This window comes from Colwellia sp. MB02u-10 (genome assembly GCF_014077185.1).
Taxonomy (GTDB): domain Bacteria; phylum Pseudomonadota; class Gammaproteobacteria; order Enterobacterales; family Alteromonadaceae; genus Cognaticolwellia.
In genome coordinates this window covers 44,511-64,232 of sequence record NZ_JACGVK010000077.1, presented here as the reverse complement: position 1 = coordinate 64,232, position 19,722 = coordinate 44,511, and the positions used below count along the sequence as shown (strand labels likewise).

General features: G+C 39.0%; 18 protein-coding genes. 7 read left to right on the top strand and 11 right to left on the bottom strand.

Features of this window, described 5'->3' with window-relative positions:
- Positions 1 to 16: 16 nt before the first annotated feature.
- The 3 genes from H4J59_RS03470 to H4J59_RS03460 form a co-directional block, all read right to left on the bottom strand.
- The gene (locus H4J59_RS03470) at positions 17 to 1,702 is read right to left on the bottom strand and encodes a DUF342 domain-containing protein (protein WP_182236839.1); all 1,686 of its coding nucleotides are present in this window, start codon (positions 1,700 to 1,702) and stop codon (positions 17 to 19) included.
- 130 nt (positions 1,703 to 1,832) lie between these two features.
- Positions 1,833 to 2,159: a hypothetical protein gene (locus tag H4J59_RS03465; protein WP_182236837.1), complete on the bottom strand. Its 327-nt coding sequence runs from the start codon at positions 2,157 to 2,159 to the stop codon at positions 1,833 to 1,835.
- Positions 2,160 to 2,386: 227 nt separating this feature from the next.
- Positions 2,387 to 3,637 carry a CinA family nicotinamide mononucleotide deamidase-related protein gene (locus H4J59_RS03460; protein ID WP_182236835.1) on the bottom strand — a complete coding sequence of 417 codons (1,251 nt, stop codon included), beginning with the start codon at positions 3,635 to 3,637 and terminating at the stop codon, positions 2,387 to 2,389.
- Between the two features lie 438 nt (positions 3,638 to 4,075).
- On the opposite strand from H4J59_RS03460, the gene H4J59_RS03455 reads away from it, so the two are divergent.
- Together H4J59_RS03455 and dapA are read left to right on the top strand one after the other, a co-directional pair.
- Positions 4,076 to 4,471 carry a hypothetical protein gene (locus H4J59_RS03455; protein WP_182190318.1) on the top strand — a complete coding sequence of 132 codons (396 nt, stop codon included), beginning with the start codon at positions 4,076 to 4,078 and terminating at the stop codon, positions 4,469 to 4,471.
- Positions 4,472 to 4,550: 79 nt separating this feature from the next.
- Positions 4,551 to 5,459 (top strand): 4-hydroxy-tetrahydrodipicolinate synthase, encoded by a 909-nt coding sequence (dapA, locus tag H4J59_RS03450; protein WP_404851999.1) that lies wholly within the window; start codon positions 4,551 to 4,553, stop codon positions 5,457 to 5,459.
- Between the two features lie 162 nt (positions 5,460 to 5,621).
- On the opposite strand, the gene H4J59_RS03445 is transcribed toward dapA, so the two are convergent.
- Positions 5,622 to 6,494: an RluA family pseudouridine synthase gene (locus H4J59_RS03445; RefSeq protein ID WP_182236831.1), complete on the bottom strand. Its 873-nt coding sequence runs from the start codon at positions 6,492 to 6,494 to the stop codon at positions 5,622 to 5,624.
- 197 nt (positions 6,495 to 6,691) lie between these two features.
- On the opposite strand from H4J59_RS03445, the gene H4J59_RS03440 reads away from it, so the two are divergent.
- A complete protein-coding gene (locus H4J59_RS03440; protein ID WP_182138052.1) occupies positions 6,692 to 7,042 on the top strand; it encodes a ribonuclease E inhibitor RraB in 351 nt (116 codons plus the stop codon).
- 16 nt (positions 7,043 to 7,058) lie between these two features.
- Positions 7,059 to 7,271 carry a hypothetical protein gene (locus H4J59_RS03435; RefSeq protein WP_182138053.1) on the top strand — a complete coding sequence of 71 codons (213 nt, stop codon included), beginning with the start codon at positions 7,059 to 7,061 and terminating at the stop codon, positions 7,269 to 7,271.
- A 58-nt stretch (positions 7,272 to 7,329) separates the two neighbouring features.
- Here H4J59_RS03435 and H4J59_RS03430 read toward each other — a convergent pair whose 3' ends face one another.
- Entirely contained in the window at positions 7,330 to 8,004 is a 675-nt protein-coding gene (locus H4J59_RS03430; protein WP_182236829.1) for a nitroreductase family protein, read from the bottom strand.
- 129 nt (positions 8,005 to 8,133) lie between these two features.
- A complete protein-coding gene (locus H4J59_RS03425) occupies positions 8,134 to 8,361 on the bottom strand; it encodes a hypothetical protein (RefSeq protein WP_182236827.1) in 228 nt (75 codons plus the stop codon).
- Positions 8,362 to 8,718: 357 nt separating this feature from the next.
- Here H4J59_RS03425 and H4J59_RS03420 point away from each other — a divergent pair, with 357 nt between their 5' ends.
- Complete coding sequence (locus H4J59_RS03420; protein WP_182236825.1) at positions 8,719 to 9,591, top strand: universal stress protein; 873 nt, start codon at positions 8,719 to 8,721, stop codon at positions 9,589 to 9,591.
- Between the two features lie 98 nt (positions 9,592 to 9,689).
- Here H4J59_RS03420 and purL read toward each other — a convergent pair whose 3' ends face one another.
- Entirely contained in the window at positions 9,690 to 13,625 is a 3,936-nt protein-coding gene (gene purL / locus H4J59_RS03415; protein ID WP_182236824.1) for a phosphoribosylformylglycinamidine synthase, read from the bottom strand.
- A 196-nt stretch (positions 13,626 to 13,821) separates the two neighbouring features.
- Here purL and mltF point away from each other — a divergent pair, with 196 nt between their 5' ends.
- Together mltF and H4J59_RS03405 are read left to right on the top strand one after the other, a co-directional pair.
- Complete coding sequence (mltF, locus tag H4J59_RS03410; RefSeq protein WP_182236822.1) at positions 13,822 to 15,258, top strand: membrane-bound lytic murein transglycosylase MltF; 1,437 nt, start codon at positions 13,822 to 13,824, stop codon at positions 15,256 to 15,258.
- An 830-nt stretch (positions 15,259 to 16,088) separates the two neighbouring features.
- Positions 16,089 to 16,469 (top strand): hypothetical protein, encoded by a 381-nt coding sequence (locus H4J59_RS03405; protein WP_182236820.1) that lies wholly within the window; start codon positions 16,089 to 16,091, stop codon positions 16,467 to 16,469.
- A gap of 111 nt (positions 16,470 to 16,580) precedes the next feature.
- Here the strand turns inward: H4J59_RS03405 and tadA are convergent, their stop codons facing one another.
- The 4 genes from tadA to H4J59_RS03385 form a co-directional block, all read right to left on the bottom strand.
- A complete protein-coding gene (gene tadA, locus H4J59_RS03400) occupies positions 16,581 to 17,183 on the bottom strand; it encodes a tRNA adenosine(34) deaminase TadA (protein WP_182236818.1) in 603 nt (200 codons plus the stop codon).
- A gap of 3 nt (positions 17,184 to 17,186) precedes the next feature.
- Entirely contained in the window at positions 17,187 to 18,332 is a 1,146-nt protein-coding gene (gene hemW, locus H4J59_RS03395; RefSeq protein WP_182236816.1) for a radical SAM family heme chaperone HemW, read from the bottom strand.
- Positions 18,333 to 18,932: an XTP/dITP diphosphatase gene (locus tag H4J59_RS03390; RefSeq protein WP_182236814.1), complete on the bottom strand. Its 600-nt coding sequence runs from the start codon at positions 18,930 to 18,932 to the stop codon at positions 18,333 to 18,335.
- 333 nt (positions 18,933 to 19,265) lie between these two features.
- A complete protein-coding gene (locus H4J59_RS03385; RefSeq protein ID WP_182236813.1) occupies positions 19,266 to 19,706 on the bottom strand; it encodes a DUF4426 domain-containing protein in 441 nt (146 codons plus the stop codon).
- Positions 19,707 to 19,722: the final 16 nt, after the last annotated feature.

Sequence of the window (19,722 nt, the reverse complement as noted above, 5' to 3'; positions counted from 1 at the left end):
TTTTTAGCGGATATGATTACACTGAAACAAGTGGCTCTATATGAACCTTTTGGTCTTTGTAAATGAAACGACTGGGACCATATTCACGGCGAGTTTTATCATGATATTCACCAATGATAACTTGTACACCATGATACACTTTTTCGCTTGCTTCAACAGAGCCACTGGTCATATATTGTTGCAGTTTATCTTTATATGACTCTTTTTCAGCGCTAAACTCAGCCATTTTTTGCGTATGATAGCGGTAAGTGGAGATAACTTTTGTAATTATTTCTGGTTTTACTTTATTATTGGGACGTTTTTTTAGTTGAATCACTGTATCTTTTAGCCCTAAAAGGGTATCCGACTCAGCTTTTACAGATTGATCAATTTCTATAATTTTAGCTAAACAGTCGTGCATTCTATCGGCAAAAGTTATAGTGGTCATACTGCCGGATGTTGCACCTATTGTACCTGCATGCACCGACTGGCCTGCACTAATATAGCCAGCAATAAGCTTACCGTTGGCTTTTTCTTCACGACCAACCCACACCGTTTTATTCACCTTTACTATGCTATGCATTATTTGATTTTCAATTCGTAATGAGTCACAGGTGATATCGGCGTATTGGCAATATTTGGCAAAAACCTTACCATGGGCTTTAATATGAGCACTTAAGTTGATTTTAGAAATATCGACTGATTCAACTTCTTGTTTTTTACCAATAATACCTTTGGCAATAGTTATATCTCCACCAGCATCTAGCGTAGCAGATTCAACAAAACCGCCAATTGAAATGTCACCTGTAGCCACTACTTTCATGCCCTCACCAATGTCACCATCTATAATGACACTACCTTTAAATTTAACATGGCCAGTACCGATATCAACATTTTTAAGATAGTAAACACTGTCAACTTCCATACCGTTTTCAATGATACGAGGTAGGCCAACCAAGGTAGAAACTAAAATGCTGTTGTTTTTTTGGCTTAAAGCAGTTCCTTCACCAACCAATATTTCAATATCTGAACCAGGTGTAGAGTCTAATATATCGCCGGTGACGGTATAGCCTGGAATACCATTAGTCAGTGGAATTTTTTTAGCGAGAGGATCGCCTGTTTTTACACAGATAATATCGCCAAGATCGCGCATATCTACACTACCATCATCACGTTTTTTTGGTTTTAATATTCTATCTTGTGCACTCTCTACTAAGAATTTTATATAGGAATTTTTACCCTCTGTCGGTAATTTTCCGTGCGCTATTTCACTCTTTACCACCGAACCAGCTGGCGCTTCAGTTGCCTGTTTGGCAAGTGTTATTAACTGTTCTTTATTAAAACCTTTATAAACCTTAGCGGCTTGAGCAGCATCAAGTATTGCTTTCGCGCTCATGTGTTGGCCACCAAGCGCGGTTGTAATTTCTGCTGCAGCTGACATCTTGTCGTCAGCAACTTCAATTAAAAAGGTAGCATCACGCCGCTCAAGTATTTGGTATTTTATTTCACGGCCAGTATGATTTTCTTGTAACGGTTTTAAAACACTTTTCAGTTCAGCGATGGCATTTTTAATATTAGCCTCAACAACATATAAATGACTGTATTGAGAGGTATTAATTAGCTCATGTATATCAGCTTCCGTTAGGGGGTGCTTCGTTTTTATAGGAGATAACACTAGGTCGATGTTATTGACATCGTTTTTTACTAAAATTACCTTGCTCACAAGCCTATCACTCCATTATTTTATAAAATTTATTATTCCCTGAATATTATTCCCTGAATATAATTCTCTTGATGAACTTACCTTGCTCACAAGCCTATCACTCCATTATTTTATAAAAATTTATTATTCCCTAAATATAATTTTCTTGATGAACTTTAATAAAATTTTCAGTGTTTATTTTTGAATAATCTAATTTATATTCTTTATTGTCTAATGCCTCAATAAACACTAAAGTTTTTTCTTGGCCAAACACGTCAGGTTTACACAAATCAATAAGTTCTTGATGGGCTCTTTTTGCATCAATGCGTTTTTCTGGTAAAACACCTTTATATAAACCAATACCAGTATGGTTTACTATTATCACTGGATGATCACCGTTAACCAAAAGTAGATCGATTTTTCTGTTTTTATGAATAATAGTGTTACGGCCACTGACTCTAAAGTTTTTATCGTTCAAAGTACTCTCCCTATGATAATGAGTGACTTGTCACTTTAACTTGTGGTCAAAGCAAATTTTGCAGCTAATGTTGAAATGTATTACTTTTATATCAAGATCAGCTTTCAATAAGATTAAAATTTAATTGCTCTAAATATATAAAGATTTGAATCACTAAGCAATATAAAACCGCCCGTTTACCTCAATTTGCTTTAAGATTAACTTATACGGTCGTAGTATGTTGAATGTTAACTTTTTATTAACATCCTTCGGATTAAGTCTAAACTGCGAGCAGCAACCACCTGCTGAAAATGTTGCCTAGCGACAGGGATACAATAATACTTCGCCTGTAACGCTTGTTTGTTACCCCAAGCTATCCAGACCGAGCCGACAGGTTTATCTTCTGTAGCACCACCTGGCCCTGCTATGCCAGAAACAGCGATGACATAATCAGCATTAGACTTAGCCAAAGCTCCTTTGGCCATGGCTAACACTGTTGCCTTGCTAACCGCGCCGTGGCTAACTAAAGTTGCCGCCGGCACATCAAGCATTTCACTTTTCATCTTATTGGAGTAGGTGACAAAGCCGGCTTCAAAAACTGCTGAAGCGCCAGCTATAGCGGTTATTTGACTGGCAATTAACCCGCCAGTACAAGATTCTGCAAGGGTGATTTTTTGTTGTGATTTAACGAGTAAGGGGACAAGGTAGTCAGCGATTGTTACATGGTTACTTTTACCTGTTTTGAGTATATGACTACCTAACAAGTTACTCAGCTTGTGCTGCCATTGCGCTAATAGCTCTTTACCTTTTGGGCATTGAACGCTTAATTTCACTTCCAGCAATGGCATCGCTGCACGAAAACCAATCGCTATTTCATTAGGCCAGTCGGGGAACTTGTCATTGATCAGTGCCTGTAATGTTGACTCACCCATACCAAAAGTCTGCAAACGGATGAGATTTTGTTTGTTTGTTATTGGAAATAATTGCTGCAAGCTAGGAATTATTTCATCTTTTAGCATGTGGCTTAATTCACTTGGCACCCCTGGGGTACAAATAATCAGACACTGGCCTAATTGAATACGAATACCGACAGCGCTGCCAGTGGCATTATCAACAATTTCACTGCCTAAGGGTAAGTAAGCTTGTTTTAAATTAGGTTGATTGAGTTGAGTGTTCCTACGCTTGGCCCATTTTTTTAAGTGTGAATGTGCTTGTGGATCAAGATGTAAATCAACACAGCAAGCTTGTGCTAGTGCTTGTGATGTAAGATCATCAATCGTTGGGCCAAGGCCACCATTAATGAGCAATACATCTGCTGTTTGACTAAGTTGAACTATTTCTGTACATAAAAGTGCTAGATCATCAGCAATGGTTACTTTTTTATTGATAGTTAAGCCAATGTCATCGAGCTGTTGTGCAAACATTACTGAATTTGTATCAATAACATCGCCATTCATCAATTCGTTACCGGTTAACAGTATATTCACCTGAGTAGTCATATAGCGCCAAAATTCAATTGTAATATGGCTTTCATGTTAGCGAAAAAGTGGCTTGATTGCGCTGTAAATTTAGCTGATTGCCGTATTGTCATTATAGATATAAAGCAAAATGAGTGATTAATAGCAAAAAACAAAAATACAGGGGTTATTAAGTGTGTTTTTTTACCTTGTGGTTATTTCATCTGTGATTGTCACTCTGACTAACATAGAGGCTAAAGCCTGTATTATATGGTAATCTTGATGGTAGCAATGCTTAAGTGAAAATAGTCAAGCCGTACTAAAATAAAGCAGAAATACACTATTGTTGAAATACGAGCAAAAATTGTTGAAATACGAGCAAAATTTTTGAAACACTAGCCAATTTTTAGTCCAATACCCAAGCCTTCAGCTTGAAGTGGTTTGGCTATATCGCCATAAATTAATAAGACTTTTTATAAAATGACCCAAAAAATACAGTCGTACCATCGCACACTTTTGTTTGGTAAATGGTATCGCAGCGAACGAGATGACGAAGGTTACATGTTTACCGAGTTTGCAGAAATTTCAGCTGATGGCCGCTATGAATTTACTTTTATGCAGCATGACGACCATGGCACGGTTTCAGAGCAATCGGTAGAATCAGGTGATTGGGGTTTAGTCGGCGATATTCACTTTACCATTAGTAAGAGTGAATTCGTCAATGATGAACATTATGCGGCGGACTTAGAGCATGATGATAATTATCATGCTTATCGCGTACTGACATTAAATAGCCAAATTTTTGAATATCAACACATCTTAAGTAATGAAGTGTTTATCCTACGCCGAGTTATTGATAATATTGCCTTAAGTTAAAATTAGTTAAACTAATGCAAGGGCAAAAGCATTGTCTTCTTGTTATTAGTTTCCATTTATCATTTTTTTGAGAGTTCGGATGAAGCAATTTAAAGCAGCCAGTTTAATCACGGCAATCAAAACACCATTTAATGTCAAAGGCGAAATAGATTTTAATACTTATGATCAATTGGTCGCTAAACAAATTAAAGCCGGTGTTGATGGCATTGTTGTCGGCGGTACTACGGGTGAAGGACACTTGCTTACTTGGGAAGAACATTTAATCCTTATTGCTCATAGTGTTCACAAACATGGTAAAGATTTACTTATTATCGGTAATACAGGTAGTAACAACACTCGAGAAGCTATTAAAGCGACACAATATGGTTTTGCTGCCGGTATGGATGCAACACTGCAAATTAATCCCTATTATGGGCGCAGCTCATCTGAAGGTGTCATAGCGCATTTTGAAAAACTGCTTGATATTGGCCCTGCTTTTATTTACAACGTGCCAAGCCGTACAGGTCAGGATTTAACGCCCGCGTTAATTGAGCCATTATCAAAACATAAAAACTTTATCGGTGTTAAAGAATGTACTGGTAATGAGCGCATTGCTTATTATGAAGAGCGAGGCATTGCTTGCTGGTCAGGTAATGATGATGAAAGTGCCGCTGGGCGTCATCAGTATGGCTCTCATGGTGTTATTTCAGTAACTTCGAATATTGTTCCTAACTTAATGAGACAATTAATCGACGCGCCAAACGACAGTTTACAGCAAAGTATGCAACCGTTAATGCAATGGCTTTTTTGTGAACCGAACCCCATTGCTATTAATACCGCACTCATGATGACAGGTGCTGTAGCGCCTATTTTCAGAATGCCTTATAAAGCATTAACGAAAGTACAGCGTGAACAAGGTCTAGCTGTACTTGCCAATATTGCTAAAGATGAACTTGTTGGTGATAAACTGATGTTAATGGCAGATGATGATTTTCAATATTGTTGTTAAAAAGCCAAACACCTAAAGCGTTAAGTTTATAACCTAACAAGGTCCTCAAAATGAAACAAAACAGTGAGCTTATGCTCGCTGTTTTTGTTTCTAAGGCTATAACTAATCTAAAAGTAAGTTAAAAGTAAGTTAAAAGTCAGCTAAATTTACTTGGACTTGCTGTTAATCGAGCAATTTTGCTAATTGCGGGTGAAGTGCTATCGGCAGAGAAAAGTGCTGTTCAGTATGGTTTATTGGACAGATAAATTTGAGCTGTATGGCGCAAAGTTGTAAATCTACTGGCTCATCAGCTTCGTTAAGTTGATTTAGCTCTGCTGCCTTGCCATGCAGTCGGTCGCCAACCACGGGCAAGCCGATACTAGCAGCGTGAATGCGTATTTGATGCTTGCGGCCAGACTCAATGTTAACTTGCAGTAAAGACAAATTGCTTGCTTGGTGATGTTCAAGGCAAAGAAAATGACTGCAAGCGCTTTTATTATCAATAGCTAAGTCAATAGTCTCAGGTTGCGGGCGCTGCTGGTGATCGCCATGAACAATAATATGATAAGTTTTTTCTACTTGGTTTTGCTCAAATATCATGCTTAATGCCCGTGCGGCACCTTTACTGTGAGCAACTAAAATTAAGCCAGTGGCGGCACGGTCAAGACGATGTACGGGGAAAACTGGCCGTTCAGGAAACAAGTTTTTTTGTGCCCAGCGCGTTACGGTGCAATGGTCACTCCACTTTGAGCCCTGAGACAACATGCCGTAAGGTTTATACCAAACACTGTAATCACTTAAGTCGGCGATTAATATTGCCGGTGTTGGTGTTTGAGATAAAACATCTACGTCATAATAAAAATGCAGTTTATCGTCGATATGTAATTTTTTTTTCAGGCGTCGGCAGCGTTGTGTTGTTTTACCGCGGCTATGCCATAATGCACCTTTATCAATCGCTTTTTTTATTTCACCGACGCTTAAGTCACATTGAATTTGCAGCGCTTCAACGATATTTATCGCGCGATCAATATTGATATGGCATTCAAATTTTTTCAAAATAAATCTACTCAATTAATAATTAATGCTTAGTTTAACAAATTTTTTCCGATAATTGGCATGCCTAAAAGCAACTTATTATTCCTGTAAGGAAATATTGACTATAAATATGTTTAATTAAGTGCAATTGCCCTTGGTTTTTAACTTCAGAGAAAGATAAAATACCCGCAACGGTAAAACTAATATGAGCACAAGCTATGCAACGTAACGAAAAATTATTTCCACTTGATAATGTCGGTAATGCACTATGGGAGATGTTAAATAGCGGTGATGATTTAACTATTGAACGCGAGTTTGAATTTTCCACCATTTTCTCAAGCCAAGACCAAGCCTTAAAATTTGGTCAGTTACTGTTAGAAAATAATCAGAAATTATCTTTTTGTCCTTACGAAGGCGATGACAACCTTCCTTGGGAAATTACCGCTTATCCTTTTATGTCAGCGAGTTATGAAAATATAGCCGCTTATCAAGAGCTATTAATGACTAGCGCGACACCCTTTTCTGGCCAATATGACGGCTGGTATTGTGTTGATGCTAGCAAAACCTAAAGGTTGAGAGTTTTTTATGGATGAACAACAGTTTGATCGTCTAAAAAGTGTCAGCGCTAAATCATTTAATGATCAAAAAGCCTTGATAAAAAAAGTGCTAGCGGGACGAGACATGGCATGTAAGCAATGTGGAACATTTATCAGAGTTACTTTGCCTGAAGACAAAAAAACCACAGGTTTATTTTGTGCTAAAGGTTGCACCAATATCGCTTTAGATTTTGTCATATAACGAGTTAAGTGATTTTTTTTAGCTCGTAGGTTTGACCTAGCTCGTTATGTTTTATTTGCTATAAAAATGTTGCTATATCTTCAAGCGCTTTTTTTGTTGTTGCGTGATCTGGAATGGTCGCGTCTTCACTTGGATAACCAACAATAAGCAGCATATAAGGCCGGCTATTATCATCACGACCACAAATTTTACTTAAAAATGACATGGGTTTTGGGGTATGGGTTAAGGTGACTAGGCCGCTTGAGTGTAAGGCATTAATTAAAAAACCGGTGGCGATACCCACCGACTCATGTACATAATAATTGGTGTTTTTATCTTCTGTAGCAACCCCGCCTTTTTTCTCACTGAAAACCGCAATTAACCATGGGGCATGTTCTAGGTAAGGCTTTTTAGCATCTGTACCTAAAGGCTTTAACGCGTCTAACCATTCCGCACTTGCTCGGCCCTGATAGAAATTACTTTCGTGGATCTCAGCTTGCTGGCGTATTTGTTTTTTAACGTCAATATTGTTGATTGCAACAAAATGCCATGGCTGATGATTAGCGCCACTTGGCGCTGTTCCTGCTGCTTTTATACAGTTTTCAATGATCTGTTTTGCCACCAAGCGATCACTAAAGCTGCGAATACTGTGGCGACGTTTAATATTTTCATAAAATTCAGCTGAGCGCTGTAACATTTCGTCAGGGGTGTATTCAATATAATCACTTAAAGGCGATGAGTTATGGGCCTTCATAAACTAACTTCTCTTATCAAATTTTTTTATAGCTTATCGATAAAACTCATCAAAAGGCAAGCTTATGTCAGCATAATATATTTTAAATGAGCGAGGAGTCGCTGGATATATGAGGGGGAGGGTAGTGATTTAAAGATCGTGGTGTTTTTGATGAGATAACTTAATCAAATAGCTATTGAGCCCAATATAACGACGGGTAACTTCAGCGTTATACACGCCAATGAAAAGGAATAGGGTCATAATTAAGCTAATGGTGGGTAAACTCACCGTTTGAATATAGGCAGACAAGAGTGTGGTGATAACTGCACCCACAACGCAATAGCTTAAGGTTATGCGCAACCAGATGTATGTTGCCATTAGTGCTTTCTCTAGATAGAGCGGCTTTATCGATGTGACTTTTTTCAATGGCTGATTTTCTTATATACAAAGTTAATTATTCATTCATAAGTATAATTAACTAAATAGGAATATATAAGTTAATTTATATTCAAAAATAATATATGAAAGAAGTGAAGTTTATAAACTCAGACCGTTTTTTAAGTGCGAGGTTTAAATACTTTATTTCAATAGCTTATGAGGTTTTATTTTTTAATGCTCGCAAGCGTAGTGAAATAAATAAAAAACCACTTGTGCTAGACAGTATAATTATCAACGCAGAAATTTAAATGGACTAAAATTATTCATTAACTCCTTAGGGATAAATAAGGTTTTAAAATGAAAAACTTTAAGAATATTTTAGTGATTACTGAAGATATTGGCCTAAATCAAACATTACTGCACAAAGCGCTGACGCTTGCGCAACGTGCCAAGGCAAGTTTAACTATTATTGCCAATAATCAAGATAAGGAAATAGCGCAGCATCTTGAGTTGATTTATCAACAAAAAACAGCAGATTTAGCCATGCTAAATGGCTATCAAGCATCAAGACTTAACATGGATATAAAATATTGTGTAGCGCCGTTTTCTCACCAAGCTATACTCGCTGAAATTACTGAACATGCTTATGATTTACTGATTAAAGACATTCATTCAGCACATTTTCAGTGGGGTTTATCTTGGTCTGATAATTATTATTTATTGCGCGAAGGTGAGACAAACCTCTTACTCGTTGGTGAAACACAATGGCCAGACAGAGGTAAGATTCTAGCGGCGCTAGAAACAGAAGAGTCAACTGAAAAACACCAACAACTAAACCATTTTATGATAGATGAAAGTCAGTACTTGGCTAGACTATTAAATAGTGAAGTACATTTGCTCAACTGTTATCAAGAACAGCCAAGCATTTCACTGGCTGACCAACTATTTGCCGAAGGGGTTGAAGAGCCATTACAACAGCATTGGCGTCATTTACAATATTCAGCATTGCGCTATGGTTTACCACCAGAGCAAATACACGTTGAACCGGGATTACCTGAGTACGTTATTCCACATGCAGCTAAAAAGCATCATGCCAATATTGTTACCCTTGGGGCTGGTGAGCATCATGGTTTAATCGATTCACTTAAAGGCCACGCTTGCGAGTATGTTGTTGATGGCTTAACTTGCGATGCCCTCATTTTAAAAGCTAATAGGTGTAATGCACAATAGTACTTATTAGGAGGCATAAAAAAGTTAGGAGGCATAAAAAAAAAGCGCCATCAAGGCGCTTTTTTTATGCTGAGACTTTTTTATCTCAGATTGGCGACCTAAGCAATAAACCTACGCGCGTTGCGGAATATACGTACCCAAGGCGAATCTTCTTGCCATTCGTCAGGGTGCCATGAGTTAGCTACGGTGCGAAACACGCGTTCAGGGTGCGGCATCATAATCGTTACGCGACCATCGGTGGTGGTTAATGCCGTAATACCGTCTGGCGAACCGTTAGGGTTTGCCGGATAAGTTTCAGTGATCTGGCCATAGTTATCAACATAACGCATAGCAACTGTGCCAGATGCATTTGCGCTATCAATAGCATCATCAGAACTAAATTCTGCTCGACCTTCACCGTGCGATACGGCGATAGGCATGCGAGAGCCAGCCATACCATCAAAGAAGATAGATGGCGTTGGTTGTATTTCAACTAAACTAAAGCGCGCTTCAAAGCGCTCTGATTGGTTTTGTACAAAGCGAGGCCATGCGGCTGCACCTGGAATAATTTCTTTCAGGTTTGACAACATTTGACAGCCGTTACACACACCTAATGAGAAAGTATTTTCACGTTCAAAGAATGTTTTGAACATGGCTTTGGCATCTTTGTTGAACAAGATTGATTTTGCCCAACCTTCACCAGCGCCTAATACATCACCGTAAGAGAAACCACCACAAGCCACTAAACCATTAAAGTCAGCTAAATCAGTACGACCAGATAAAATGTCTGACATATGCACATCAATCGCAATAAAACCTGCACGATCAAAGGCCGCTGCCATTTCTACATGAGAGTTAACGCCTTGTTCACGTAAAATGGCTATACGCGGATTGGTACCCTGTTGTGCATCTTTTGCAATTAAATGTGCAACAATATCTTCATTGATATCAAAGCTTAAGTCAGCGCTTAGGCCTGGGTCTTCGGTATCAAATTTAACAAAGTGTTCTTGCTGTGCACATTCTGGGTTATCACGTAGTGACTGCATTTTATAGGTGGTTTGTGCCCACGTAGTACGGTAATAAGTACGAGAGTTTTCTAACACCACTTCGCCATCACGGCTGAAGCGGAGTGTATCTTCGTTATTGATACGGCCAATATCAGTACAACAATCGGCAATACCGTACTCAGCAAAAACAGCCTGAATAGCATCAGCATCGCTAGCAAGAATTTGAATTACTGCGCCAAGCTCCTCATTAAATAATACATCAACGTCGTTGCCTGATATGGATGTTAACTGAGATAAGTCGATATCAACACCGGTATGGCCAGCAAAAGCCATTTCAACCACTGTGGTGAATAAGCCGCCATCAGAAATATCATGGTAAGCGATCAGTTTCTCATCACGTACTAATGTTTGCATGGCATTGAAGAAAGCTTTTAAGGTTTCAGGGCTATCAACATCAGGCGTTTCATTGCCTAACTGTTTATAAACCTGAGCTAAACATGAACCCCCTAAACGCTGTTTACCTTTTGATAAATCAATGGCAATAAGTTGCGTCTCGCCTAAATCTATACGTAGTTCCGGCGTTACCGTTTTACGAATATCTTCAACAACACCAAAAGCGGTGATAATTAATGACATTGGCGAAGTAACAGATTTTTGCTCACCGTTTTCATCCCATTGGGTTTTCATCGACATTGAGTCTTTACCCACGGGGATAGTTAAGCCAAGCGCTGGACAAAGCTCTTCACCAATGGCTTTAACTGCTTCATATAAACCCGCATCTTCACCCGGATGGCCTGCTGGCGACATCCAGTTAGCTGAAAGCTTAATGCGATTTAAATCGCCGATATCAGTACCGGCAATATTAGTTAACGACTCAGCAACCGCTAAACGCGCTGAAGCGCCAAAGTTTAATAACGCTACTGGGGTACGCTCACCTAATGACATAGCTTCGCCGTGGTAAGAGTCAAGTGCTGAAGCGGTAACACCACAATCAGCTACGGGTACTTGCCATGGGCCAACCATTTGGTCGCGATTAACCATGCCAGTTACTGAACGATCGCCTATGGTAATGAGGAAGGTTTTTTCTGCAACCGTGGGGAGTGATAAAATACGTTCTGCCGCATCAGCTAAGGTGATGTCAGCAACAGAGAAATTATCGCCAGCGGCCTTTGCTGTTTCCACGTCCTTGAATATTTTAGGGGTTTTGCCTAATAACACTTCAAGCGGTAAATCAATCGGTGTATCGAGTTTATCATTACCGGCAAAGTGGGCATCAGTCACAGTTAAATGTAGCTCTTCGGTCGCACGACCAACGACAGAAAACGGCGCACGTTCACGATGGCATATTTGTTCAAAAGTCGCTAAATTTTTGTCTGATACGGCAATAACATAACGTTCTTGAGATTCGTTACACCAGATTTCATGTGGCGCCATGCTACGTTCATCATTAGGGACGTTACGCAGTTCAAAAACACCGCCACGACCGCCATCAGCGACTAACTCAGGGAAAGCATTAGATAAACCACCCGCGCCCACATCATGAATAAAAGCAATAGGATTTTCCTCTCCTAGCTGCCAACACTTATCAATAACTTCTTGGCAACGACGTTCCATCTCAGGATTCTCACGTTGCACAGAAGCAAAATCTAAACTTTCAGCGGATTGACCTGATGCCATTGAAGAAGCCGCACCGCCACCTAAACCAATGTTCATTGCGGGGCCGCCAAGGGCAATTAAGTTAGCACCGACAATAATTTCGCGTTTTTGTACGTGTTCATCACGAATATTACCTAAGCCACCGGCCAGCATAATAGGTTTGTGGTAACCACGCACTTCACTGCCATTGAATGAATTCACTTGCTCTTCATAGGTACGAAAGTATCCTAAAATAGCGGGGCGACCAAATTCGTTGTTAAATGCCGCGCCACCTAATGGGCCTTCGGTCATTATATCTAAGGCTGAAACGATACGATTGGGTTTGCCAAAGTCGGTTTCCCAAGGTTGTTCAAAACCGGGGATACGTAAGTTTGAAACTGAAAACCCCACTAAACCTGCTTTGGGTTTTGAGCCGATACCGGTTGCGCCTTCGTCACGAATTTCACCACCTGAGCCAGTTGCTGCACCTGGATAAGGAGAAATAGCGGTAGGGTGGTTATGCGTTTCAACCTTCATTAATATTTGAATGTCTTCATGGTGATAACCATAAATATTAGTGTCTGGGTTTGGAAAGAAACGACCGCCTTTATTGCCCACCATAACCGCGGCGTTATCTTTGTAGGCACTTAAGACAAAATCAGGATTGAGTTCATGGGTGTTGCGGATCATCTTAAATAATGATTTCGGCTGTTTTACACCGTCAATAGTCCAATCGGCGTTAAATATTTTATGACGACAATGTTCTGAATTTGCTTGGGCAAACATGTACAGTTCTATATCGTGGGGATTACGGCCAAGTTTAGTAAAATTTTCGAATAAATAATTAACTTCGTCATCGGCTAAGGCAAGGCCGAGTTCACTATTGGCTCGAACTAAAGCGTTTTTACCGCCGTGTTCAATATCAATGCTGGTAAGTTCACCTGGCTCTGCACTAGCAAAAAGTGCGGTAGCGTCATTGAGATCAGTGAAAATGGCTTCCATCATGCGATCATGAATTAAATTATTCAATGTCGATTGTTGCTCTGTCGTCAATGGCACTGCATTTTCGGTACTGACATAATAAGCTAAACCACGTTCAAGGCGAATAACCTTAGTTAAACCACAGTTGTTGGCAATGTCGGTAGATTTTGATGACCAAGGAGAAATAGTACCAGGTCGTGGGGTTACTAAAATAAATTGCCCAACAGGCTCATGTTCTTCAATTGTCGGACCATACTTAAGCAGTTGCTGTAAAACCTGAGACTCTTCAACGTTTAGTGCTGCTGAAATATGAGCAAAGTGGCTAAATTCAGCATAGATATCCGTGACGGGCAGTTGCAGCTCAGCACACTGATTTAATAGCTTGTTTACTCTAAAATCAGAAAGTGCTGGCGCACCGCGAAAGGTTTTCATCAACATCGACATAGACTATTTCACCGGGTTAAATTAATTAAGGAAATTAAGCATAAAAAACGCGCGTATTATAGATGAAACAGGGCGATTAGAGAAATGATTTGTCTCATTTCAAACTAATTTTATGAGGGTAAAGCTGGTTAAGCAGTAAAAAAATAGCTTTTTAAATAACTCAATTCACGTGACAATGGCCACTATGATAAAAAAACAAATAAAATTATTTGCTCATAAAGTGAATGTACATAAGCTGTTAACCTTATTGTTACTGCCCTGTATCTTTATTTTGTCTGCTTGTGAAACACAAAAAACCTCAGCAAATTTGCAGCGTATTATTGATCGCGGCTATGTAACCGTAGGCACACTTTATGGTAACACTAGCTACTATCTTGATGCCGAGGGGCCGGCAGGTTTTGAATACGAACTTGCGCAAGAATATGCTGAATATTTAGGTGTCGAATTAAAAATGATGCCGAGTTACAACTTAAAAGAGTTATTTCAGCAACTCGATAATGGCAGCGTCGATTTACTCGCTGCTGGGCTAGCGGTAACAGATGAACGTCTGAAAAATTATCACTTTTCGCCAAGTTATGATGAAGTCAGCCAAAAGTTGGTTTTCAAGCAAGGTAATATTCGCCCACGTACATTGGCTGATTTAACCGGCACGTTAGAAGTGCTAGAGCAATCTAGTCACGTGGAAAGTTTAGGGCAATTAAAATTATCTAACCCTGAATTGTCATGGTCGACCACTAACGAGTTAGATAGCGAAGAACTTTTGTTACGTGTACTAATGGATGAAATTGACTATACCATCGCAGACAGTAATGCTTTGGCCATTAGTCGCCGATATTATCCAGAGATCAGTATAGGATTTACTATCAATGAAGCAGAGTCTTTAGCTTGGATGATCAATAAAAATAGCGATGATTCCATTTTTGCTAGTTTAATTGAATTTTTTGGTCAAGTTCATCATAACGGCGTTTTGTTAGCGTTGAATGATAAACATTATGGCCACATTGAAGAGTTCAATTATGTCGATACCCGTATGTATATCAAAGCGATTGAAAAAAAGTTGCCTAAATACCAGCCGCTATTTGAAAAATACGGTCAAGGAGTTGACTGGCGCTTATTAGCGGCCATAAGTTACCAAGAGTCGCATTGGGATCCTCATGCCCGTTCTTATACTGGCGTGCGTGGCATGATGATGTTGACCTTGCCGACAGCAAAACAAATGGGTATAAAAAGTCGCTTAGATGCAGAGCAAAGTATTCGTGGTGGTGCTAAATATATTAAACAACTTATTCAACGTATGCCTGCGCGAGTGCCAGAGCCGGATCGACTTTGGTTTGCGCTAGCATCTTATAATGTTGGCTTAGGGCACTTAAACGATGCGCGTAAAATCACCCGACAACAAGGTGGAGATCATGACCGCTGGGTCGACGTAAAAGAACGTTTACCGCTTCTAAAGCAAAAGAAGTTTTATAAAAAAACTCGTTATGGTTATGCTCGCGGTGATGAACCTGTTCATTACGTAGAGAATATTCGTCGTTACTATGATACGTTAACTTGGATAGACAATCAGACTAAGCAACAACAAGCGAAAAGTGAGTTATCAGTGAATGCGGCTCAAGAATAATGGTTAAGGTATACTAGAATATTATCTGTTATGTCACTAAGTTGTCACAAAAGTGGGTAATACTAGGTCTAATACCTAAGGGATTAAATAAAGGATTAAAAATTCAACAAGGATAAATAGTTAAATTCAGATGTTTTTTGTTCCAGACTAAATATAAGTACCTACAGCTATGTTACAACACGGCTGTTCGGCATTAGCAAAGCCTTGTAGCTTGAGGTAAGTCAGTAGAACAAGGCAAAACAAGTGTTGAGCAATAGTTAGTTTTACAATTGCGCACAGTGAAGAAATTTATTATTTAGACAATTTGAAGGTGATCCATTTGCTAATCTGTTTGGTATAACACTACTATTAGCAGTCTATATATTATTAGTTATACTCATACCAAAGAGGTAAATATGAGAATTAAAAAAATTTTATCAAGTAACCAAAGAAAAAGAACATTAAATCGTAATAAAATGAGATTAGTTAATCGCCGTCATACCCAGTTTGCCTTGGATCTGTGTAGTAACGACCGCCCATGGTTAAATAGCGAAAGCGAGCTAGATTTGAATTGATTTGCTAGCCTTTTAGTCGTGCTTGTCGCGGTTCCTGTCGGTTTTTCAGTCGTTTCGCTCCCAGATTAATTGTACCAACTTCCATTGTAGTCGTCACAAAGTCACGCCATCGCTTTAAATAATCAAACATATATTGCAAATACCATCGGCTTTTTCATTTATTAATCAAAGCGAAAACTTCAGCTGTGAAAAAGAGCGTCTAAGTTGGTGTGAAAAAATCTCATTTAAGCTAAACTTAACTTAATAAAATCAATGTTTAATGAGGTCTTTTTAATTATGCATGAACATGGTACTTTTTCGGTTGTACTCGAGGGGAATTTGTTAAGTATTACTTTATTAGGCACGTTTAATGATATTGCAACACTTTCTGCTTGTCAGCAAATAGAAGCTAAAGTTGAAAGCTTGAATGGTAAAGCCTTTGTTATATTGTTTAATTGTATTGGCTATGAAGGTAGTACACCTGATGCACATAAAATATCCAACCAGTGTTTACTATGGTTAAATAAAAGAAACTATATTGCCCTAGCCAGTATTTATAGCCAACGTATTTATGCTGAGATTGTAAAAAATGAGCAAGCGGCATTACTTGAACTGAAAAGCCGTCGAGAGTTTACTGACCTGCAAGAAGCAAAACTTTGGCTTATAAGCCAGTTGTAGTGTGCAATATTTCTAGCACCACACTCCCAGGGCCATATTTTTGTACAATTTGAGCTGTTTTTCCTCGTTATAATCATTTGGCTATGTTAATTGGCGTTATTCAAATAGTGTTTATTCTGGGATTCTTAGCGCTTTTTTTGCCGCTTGTTTTTCAGCTTTTTTTGCTGCTCGTCGACGTTTAAAAAAACTCGACAGCATAGTACTGCATTCATCAGCTAAAAGACCGGCTGTTACGGCCACTTGATGATTATGTTTTTCATGGTTTATTAATGAAAAAGCACTACTGGCAGCCCCAGTTTTTAAATCGTGACTGGCAAATACTAATCGCTTGATGCGGCTGTGTACCAACAAACCAGCACACATTGGACAAGGCTCAAGGGTAACGTATAGGGTGCAATCTAGTAGACGATAATTTTGTAAATTTTTACCCGCATCACGAATGGCCATCATTTCTGCATGTGCTGAAGGGTCATTATTCATAATAGATTGATTAAAACCTTCGCCAACTATTTCCCCCGCACAAACAACTACAGCGCCAACGGGAATTTCATCATGGCTGTCGGCAATTTTGGCTAGTTCAATAGCGCGGTGCATAAACTTACGATCATCATTAGAAAAATCGTCATTAGAAAAACTGTCGTCAGAAAATCCGTCATCATTTGCTTTACTAACGACTTGCTCCTTGTGTTTATCTGCTAAGGTGTTTTTTATCATAAGCTATAAAAACATTTCCAATAAATCATTAAGGTAGCGGTGGCCAAGTGTGCTGACGGACCAATGTCTACCATTAAATACCATTAGGTTTTTATCTTGGGCTTTTAATAATATCGGTAAAACACTGTTAATGCTTAAGCCGGTATACGCTTGATATTCATCAAGTGAGAAACCTGAAAACAAACGTAAACGATTCATCATGTATTCAAAGGGCAATTCTTCATCGCTTACGGTATGCAGTTTATCCAGTGCTTTTCTACTGATATCTAAATAACCTTTTGGATGTTTTACTTTTACCGTACGGTGAATAGTTTGTTTTTCAACATCAGTAATTTTGCCGTGTGCGCCACAACCAATGCCAAGATAGTCACCAAACTTCCAGTAATTAAGGTTATGCTGACATTGAAATTCAGGCTTACTGTAAGCTGAAATTTCATATTGCTGATAACCGGCTTGGTTTAATAACGCAATGCCTTGGTCTTGGATATTCCAAAGTACTTCATCTTGCGGTAATTTCGGTGGCCGAGAATGAAAGGCAGTATTAGGTTCAATGGTTAATTGATACCAAGAAATATGGCTTGGATTTAAGCTAATAGCCGTTTTTAAATCATCAAGTGCATGGGCTACCGTTTGTTCTGGTAAGCCGTGCATTAAGTCAAGATTAAAACTTTTAACCCCACACTCGTGCGCTAATTTTGCCGCTACTTTAGCTTGCTCGCTATCATGAATACGCCCTAGCTTAATTAATTTATCTGAAGCAAAGCTTTGTACACCCACCGATAATCTTGAAACACCACCATTAAAAAAACCGATGAACTTATCTGCTTCAACCGTGCCTGGATTGGCTTCTAAGGTTATTTCGATATCAACTTTATGCTCAAAGCGTTGTAGAACTTGTGTTAGCAGTTGCTCAATAGCGGGCGCAGAAAACAAACTGGGTGTTCCACCGCCAATAAAAATGGAATGTAAGGGCCTGTTGTTGAGCTTGAAACGAGTAATATCACTGTCTAAATCAAGCAACAGCTGCGAAATATAGTCTTGCTCAGGAATCGCATGCTTTAATGCGTGCGAATTAAAATCGCAATAGGGACATTTTTCTACACACCAAGGTATGTGGATATAAAGCGAAAGTGGCGGTGCAATTAACATCTAAACAAGTTCTTCTAAAAGCAGTGGCACCAATTTCTGTAGTGCTTGGCCACGATGGCTGAGTTGGTTTTTTAGCTCTCTTGGTAATTGTGCCGATGTCATCTGATGTTCAGCTTGCCAAAATACGGGATCATAGCCAAATCCTTGCAGACCTATTTTCTCTCTGCCAATACTACCTTGCCACACGCCATGACAAATAAGCGGCGTTGGATCGTTTTCATGGCGCATATAAACTAGCACACAATGAAAACGAGCACTGCGTTGTTCATCAGCAATGTTTTCTAGGGCGCTTAACAGCTTAGTGGTATTGTCATCATCATTGGCATTTTCGCCGGCATAACGTGCTGAATAAACACCAGGTGCGCCGTTTAACGCGTCAACTTCTAGACCTGAATCATCAGCAATAGCGGGTAAACCCGTGATTTTTGCTGCGTGACGAGCTTTAATAATCGCGTTTTCGACAAAGGTTGTGCCTGTTTCTGCAACATCACTTACATTGAATTCGCTTTGCGGCTTAATTTCAATGTTGTGCGTTGCTAGCAAACTGGCAAGTTCGTTAACTTTACCTTTGTTACCTGTGGCTAATACAATAGTGGTCATGGAAAATACCTTTTATATTCCTAGCTAAAAGCCTAGCTAATGTCTGATTAGCGGCCGAGCTTAAACAAGCCGTTTACAACCTAGGATACTGATAAGTAAACGACTCGATAAATTAATTAAAACAATGGCGCGCATAATACCTTAATCTGCATCAAAGAGGGAACATCAAAGACACAATTACCCAGAACTGAGCACAAGAGGGCGATAATGTAATGAGGTTACTATTAGGGCCAAAAGGCTAGTTTATGTTAACAGCAGGCAATAAAAAACGGCAAATTAATTGCCGTTTATTTGGGTTAAGTCTCATTAGGAGCTTAGCTAGTCAATATAAAACTAGTCAACATAAAATTTTTGAGAAAACTTTAAGTTATGTTGCTTACCTTTATCTGTGATATTAATATCAAAATAGATAGTTTCTTCATTGGTATAACTCACTTGTGCAAGATAATAAACCGCATCACCTTCTTTCACTTCGGTAAATTCTAATGATTTAATTTGCCCAACATCGTTTCTAGCTTTACCGTTAATAAAGACTGTTTTTGACGGATTGCCCGCTTGGGTATTATCCAGCACTGAGATATTGACTAAACCTTTATAGCGGCTGCGTTCAATACCATATGCTTTAGCAATTTCAGGAGTTAAAAATGCCGAACCTAAGGCAATGTAATGTACATTAAGACCATCCATTTTCTTCATGTTTTCAGCGCTACTGGTGGTAATAACAGCTAGTGCTAATAAAGTAATTAATACAAATTTGTTGATGATACTTTTCATGTTGATGACCTTATTA

What these genes read in the sequence shown, in the direction of transcription:
- dapA (WP_404851999.1), top strand. Translation starts at nt 4,551, where the DNA reads ATGAAGCAATTTAAAGCAGCCAGTTTAATCACGGCAATCAAAACACCA.
- H4J59_RS03390 (WP_182236814.1), bottom strand. Translation starts at nt 18,932, where the DNA reads ATGACCACTATTGTATTAGCCACAGGTAACAAAGGTAAAGTTAACGAA.
- purL (WP_182236824.1), bottom strand. Translation starts at nt 13,625, where the DNA reads ATGAAAACCTTTCGCGGTGCGCCAGCACTTTCTGATTTTAGAGTAAAC.
- mltF (WP_182236822.1), top strand. Translation starts at nt 13,822, where the DNA reads ATGATAAAAAAACAAATAAAATTATTTGCTCATAAAGTGAATGTACAT.
- hemW (WP_182236816.1), bottom strand. Translation starts at nt 18,332, where the DNA reads ATGTTAATTGCACCGCCACTTTCGCTTTATATCCACATACCTTGGTGT.
- H4J59_RS03405 (WP_182236820.1), top strand. Translation starts at nt 16,089, where the DNA reads ATGCATGAACATGGTACTTTTTCGGTTGTACTCGAGGGGAATTTGTTA.
- H4J59_RS03455 (WP_182190318.1), top strand. Translation starts at nt 4,076, where the DNA reads ATGACCCAAAAAATACAGTCGTACCATCGCACACTTTTGTTTGGTAAA.
- H4J59_RS03385 (WP_182236813.1), bottom strand. Translation starts at nt 19,706, where the DNA reads ATGAAAAGTATCATCAACAAATTTGTATTAATTACTTTATTAGCACTA.
- H4J59_RS03440 (WP_182138052.1), top strand. Translation starts at nt 6,692, where the DNA reads ATGCAACGTAACGAAAAATTATTTCCACTTGATAATGTCGGTAATGCA.
- H4J59_RS03460 (WP_182236835.1), bottom strand. Translation starts at nt 3,637, where the DNA reads ATGACTACTCAGGTGAATATACTGTTAACCGGTAACGAATTGATGAAT.
- H4J59_RS03425 (WP_182236827.1), bottom strand. Translation starts at nt 8,361, where the DNA reads ATGGCAACATACATCTGGTTGCGCATAACCTTAAGCTATTGCGTTGTG.
- H4J59_RS03420 (WP_182236825.1), top strand. Translation starts at nt 8,719, where the DNA reads ATGAAAAACTTTAAGAATATTTTAGTGATTACTGAAGATATTGGCCTA.
- tadA (WP_182236818.1), bottom strand. Translation starts at nt 17,183, where the DNA reads ATGATAAAAAACACCTTAGCAGATAAACACAAGGAGCAAGTCGTTAGT.
- H4J59_RS03430 (WP_182236829.1), bottom strand. Translation starts at nt 8,004, where the DNA reads ATGAAGGCCCATAACTCATCGCCTTTAAGTGATTATATTGAATACACC.
- H4J59_RS03435 (WP_182138053.1), top strand. Translation starts at nt 7,059, where the DNA reads ATGGATGAACAACAGTTTGATCGTCTAAAAAGTGTCAGCGCTAAATCA.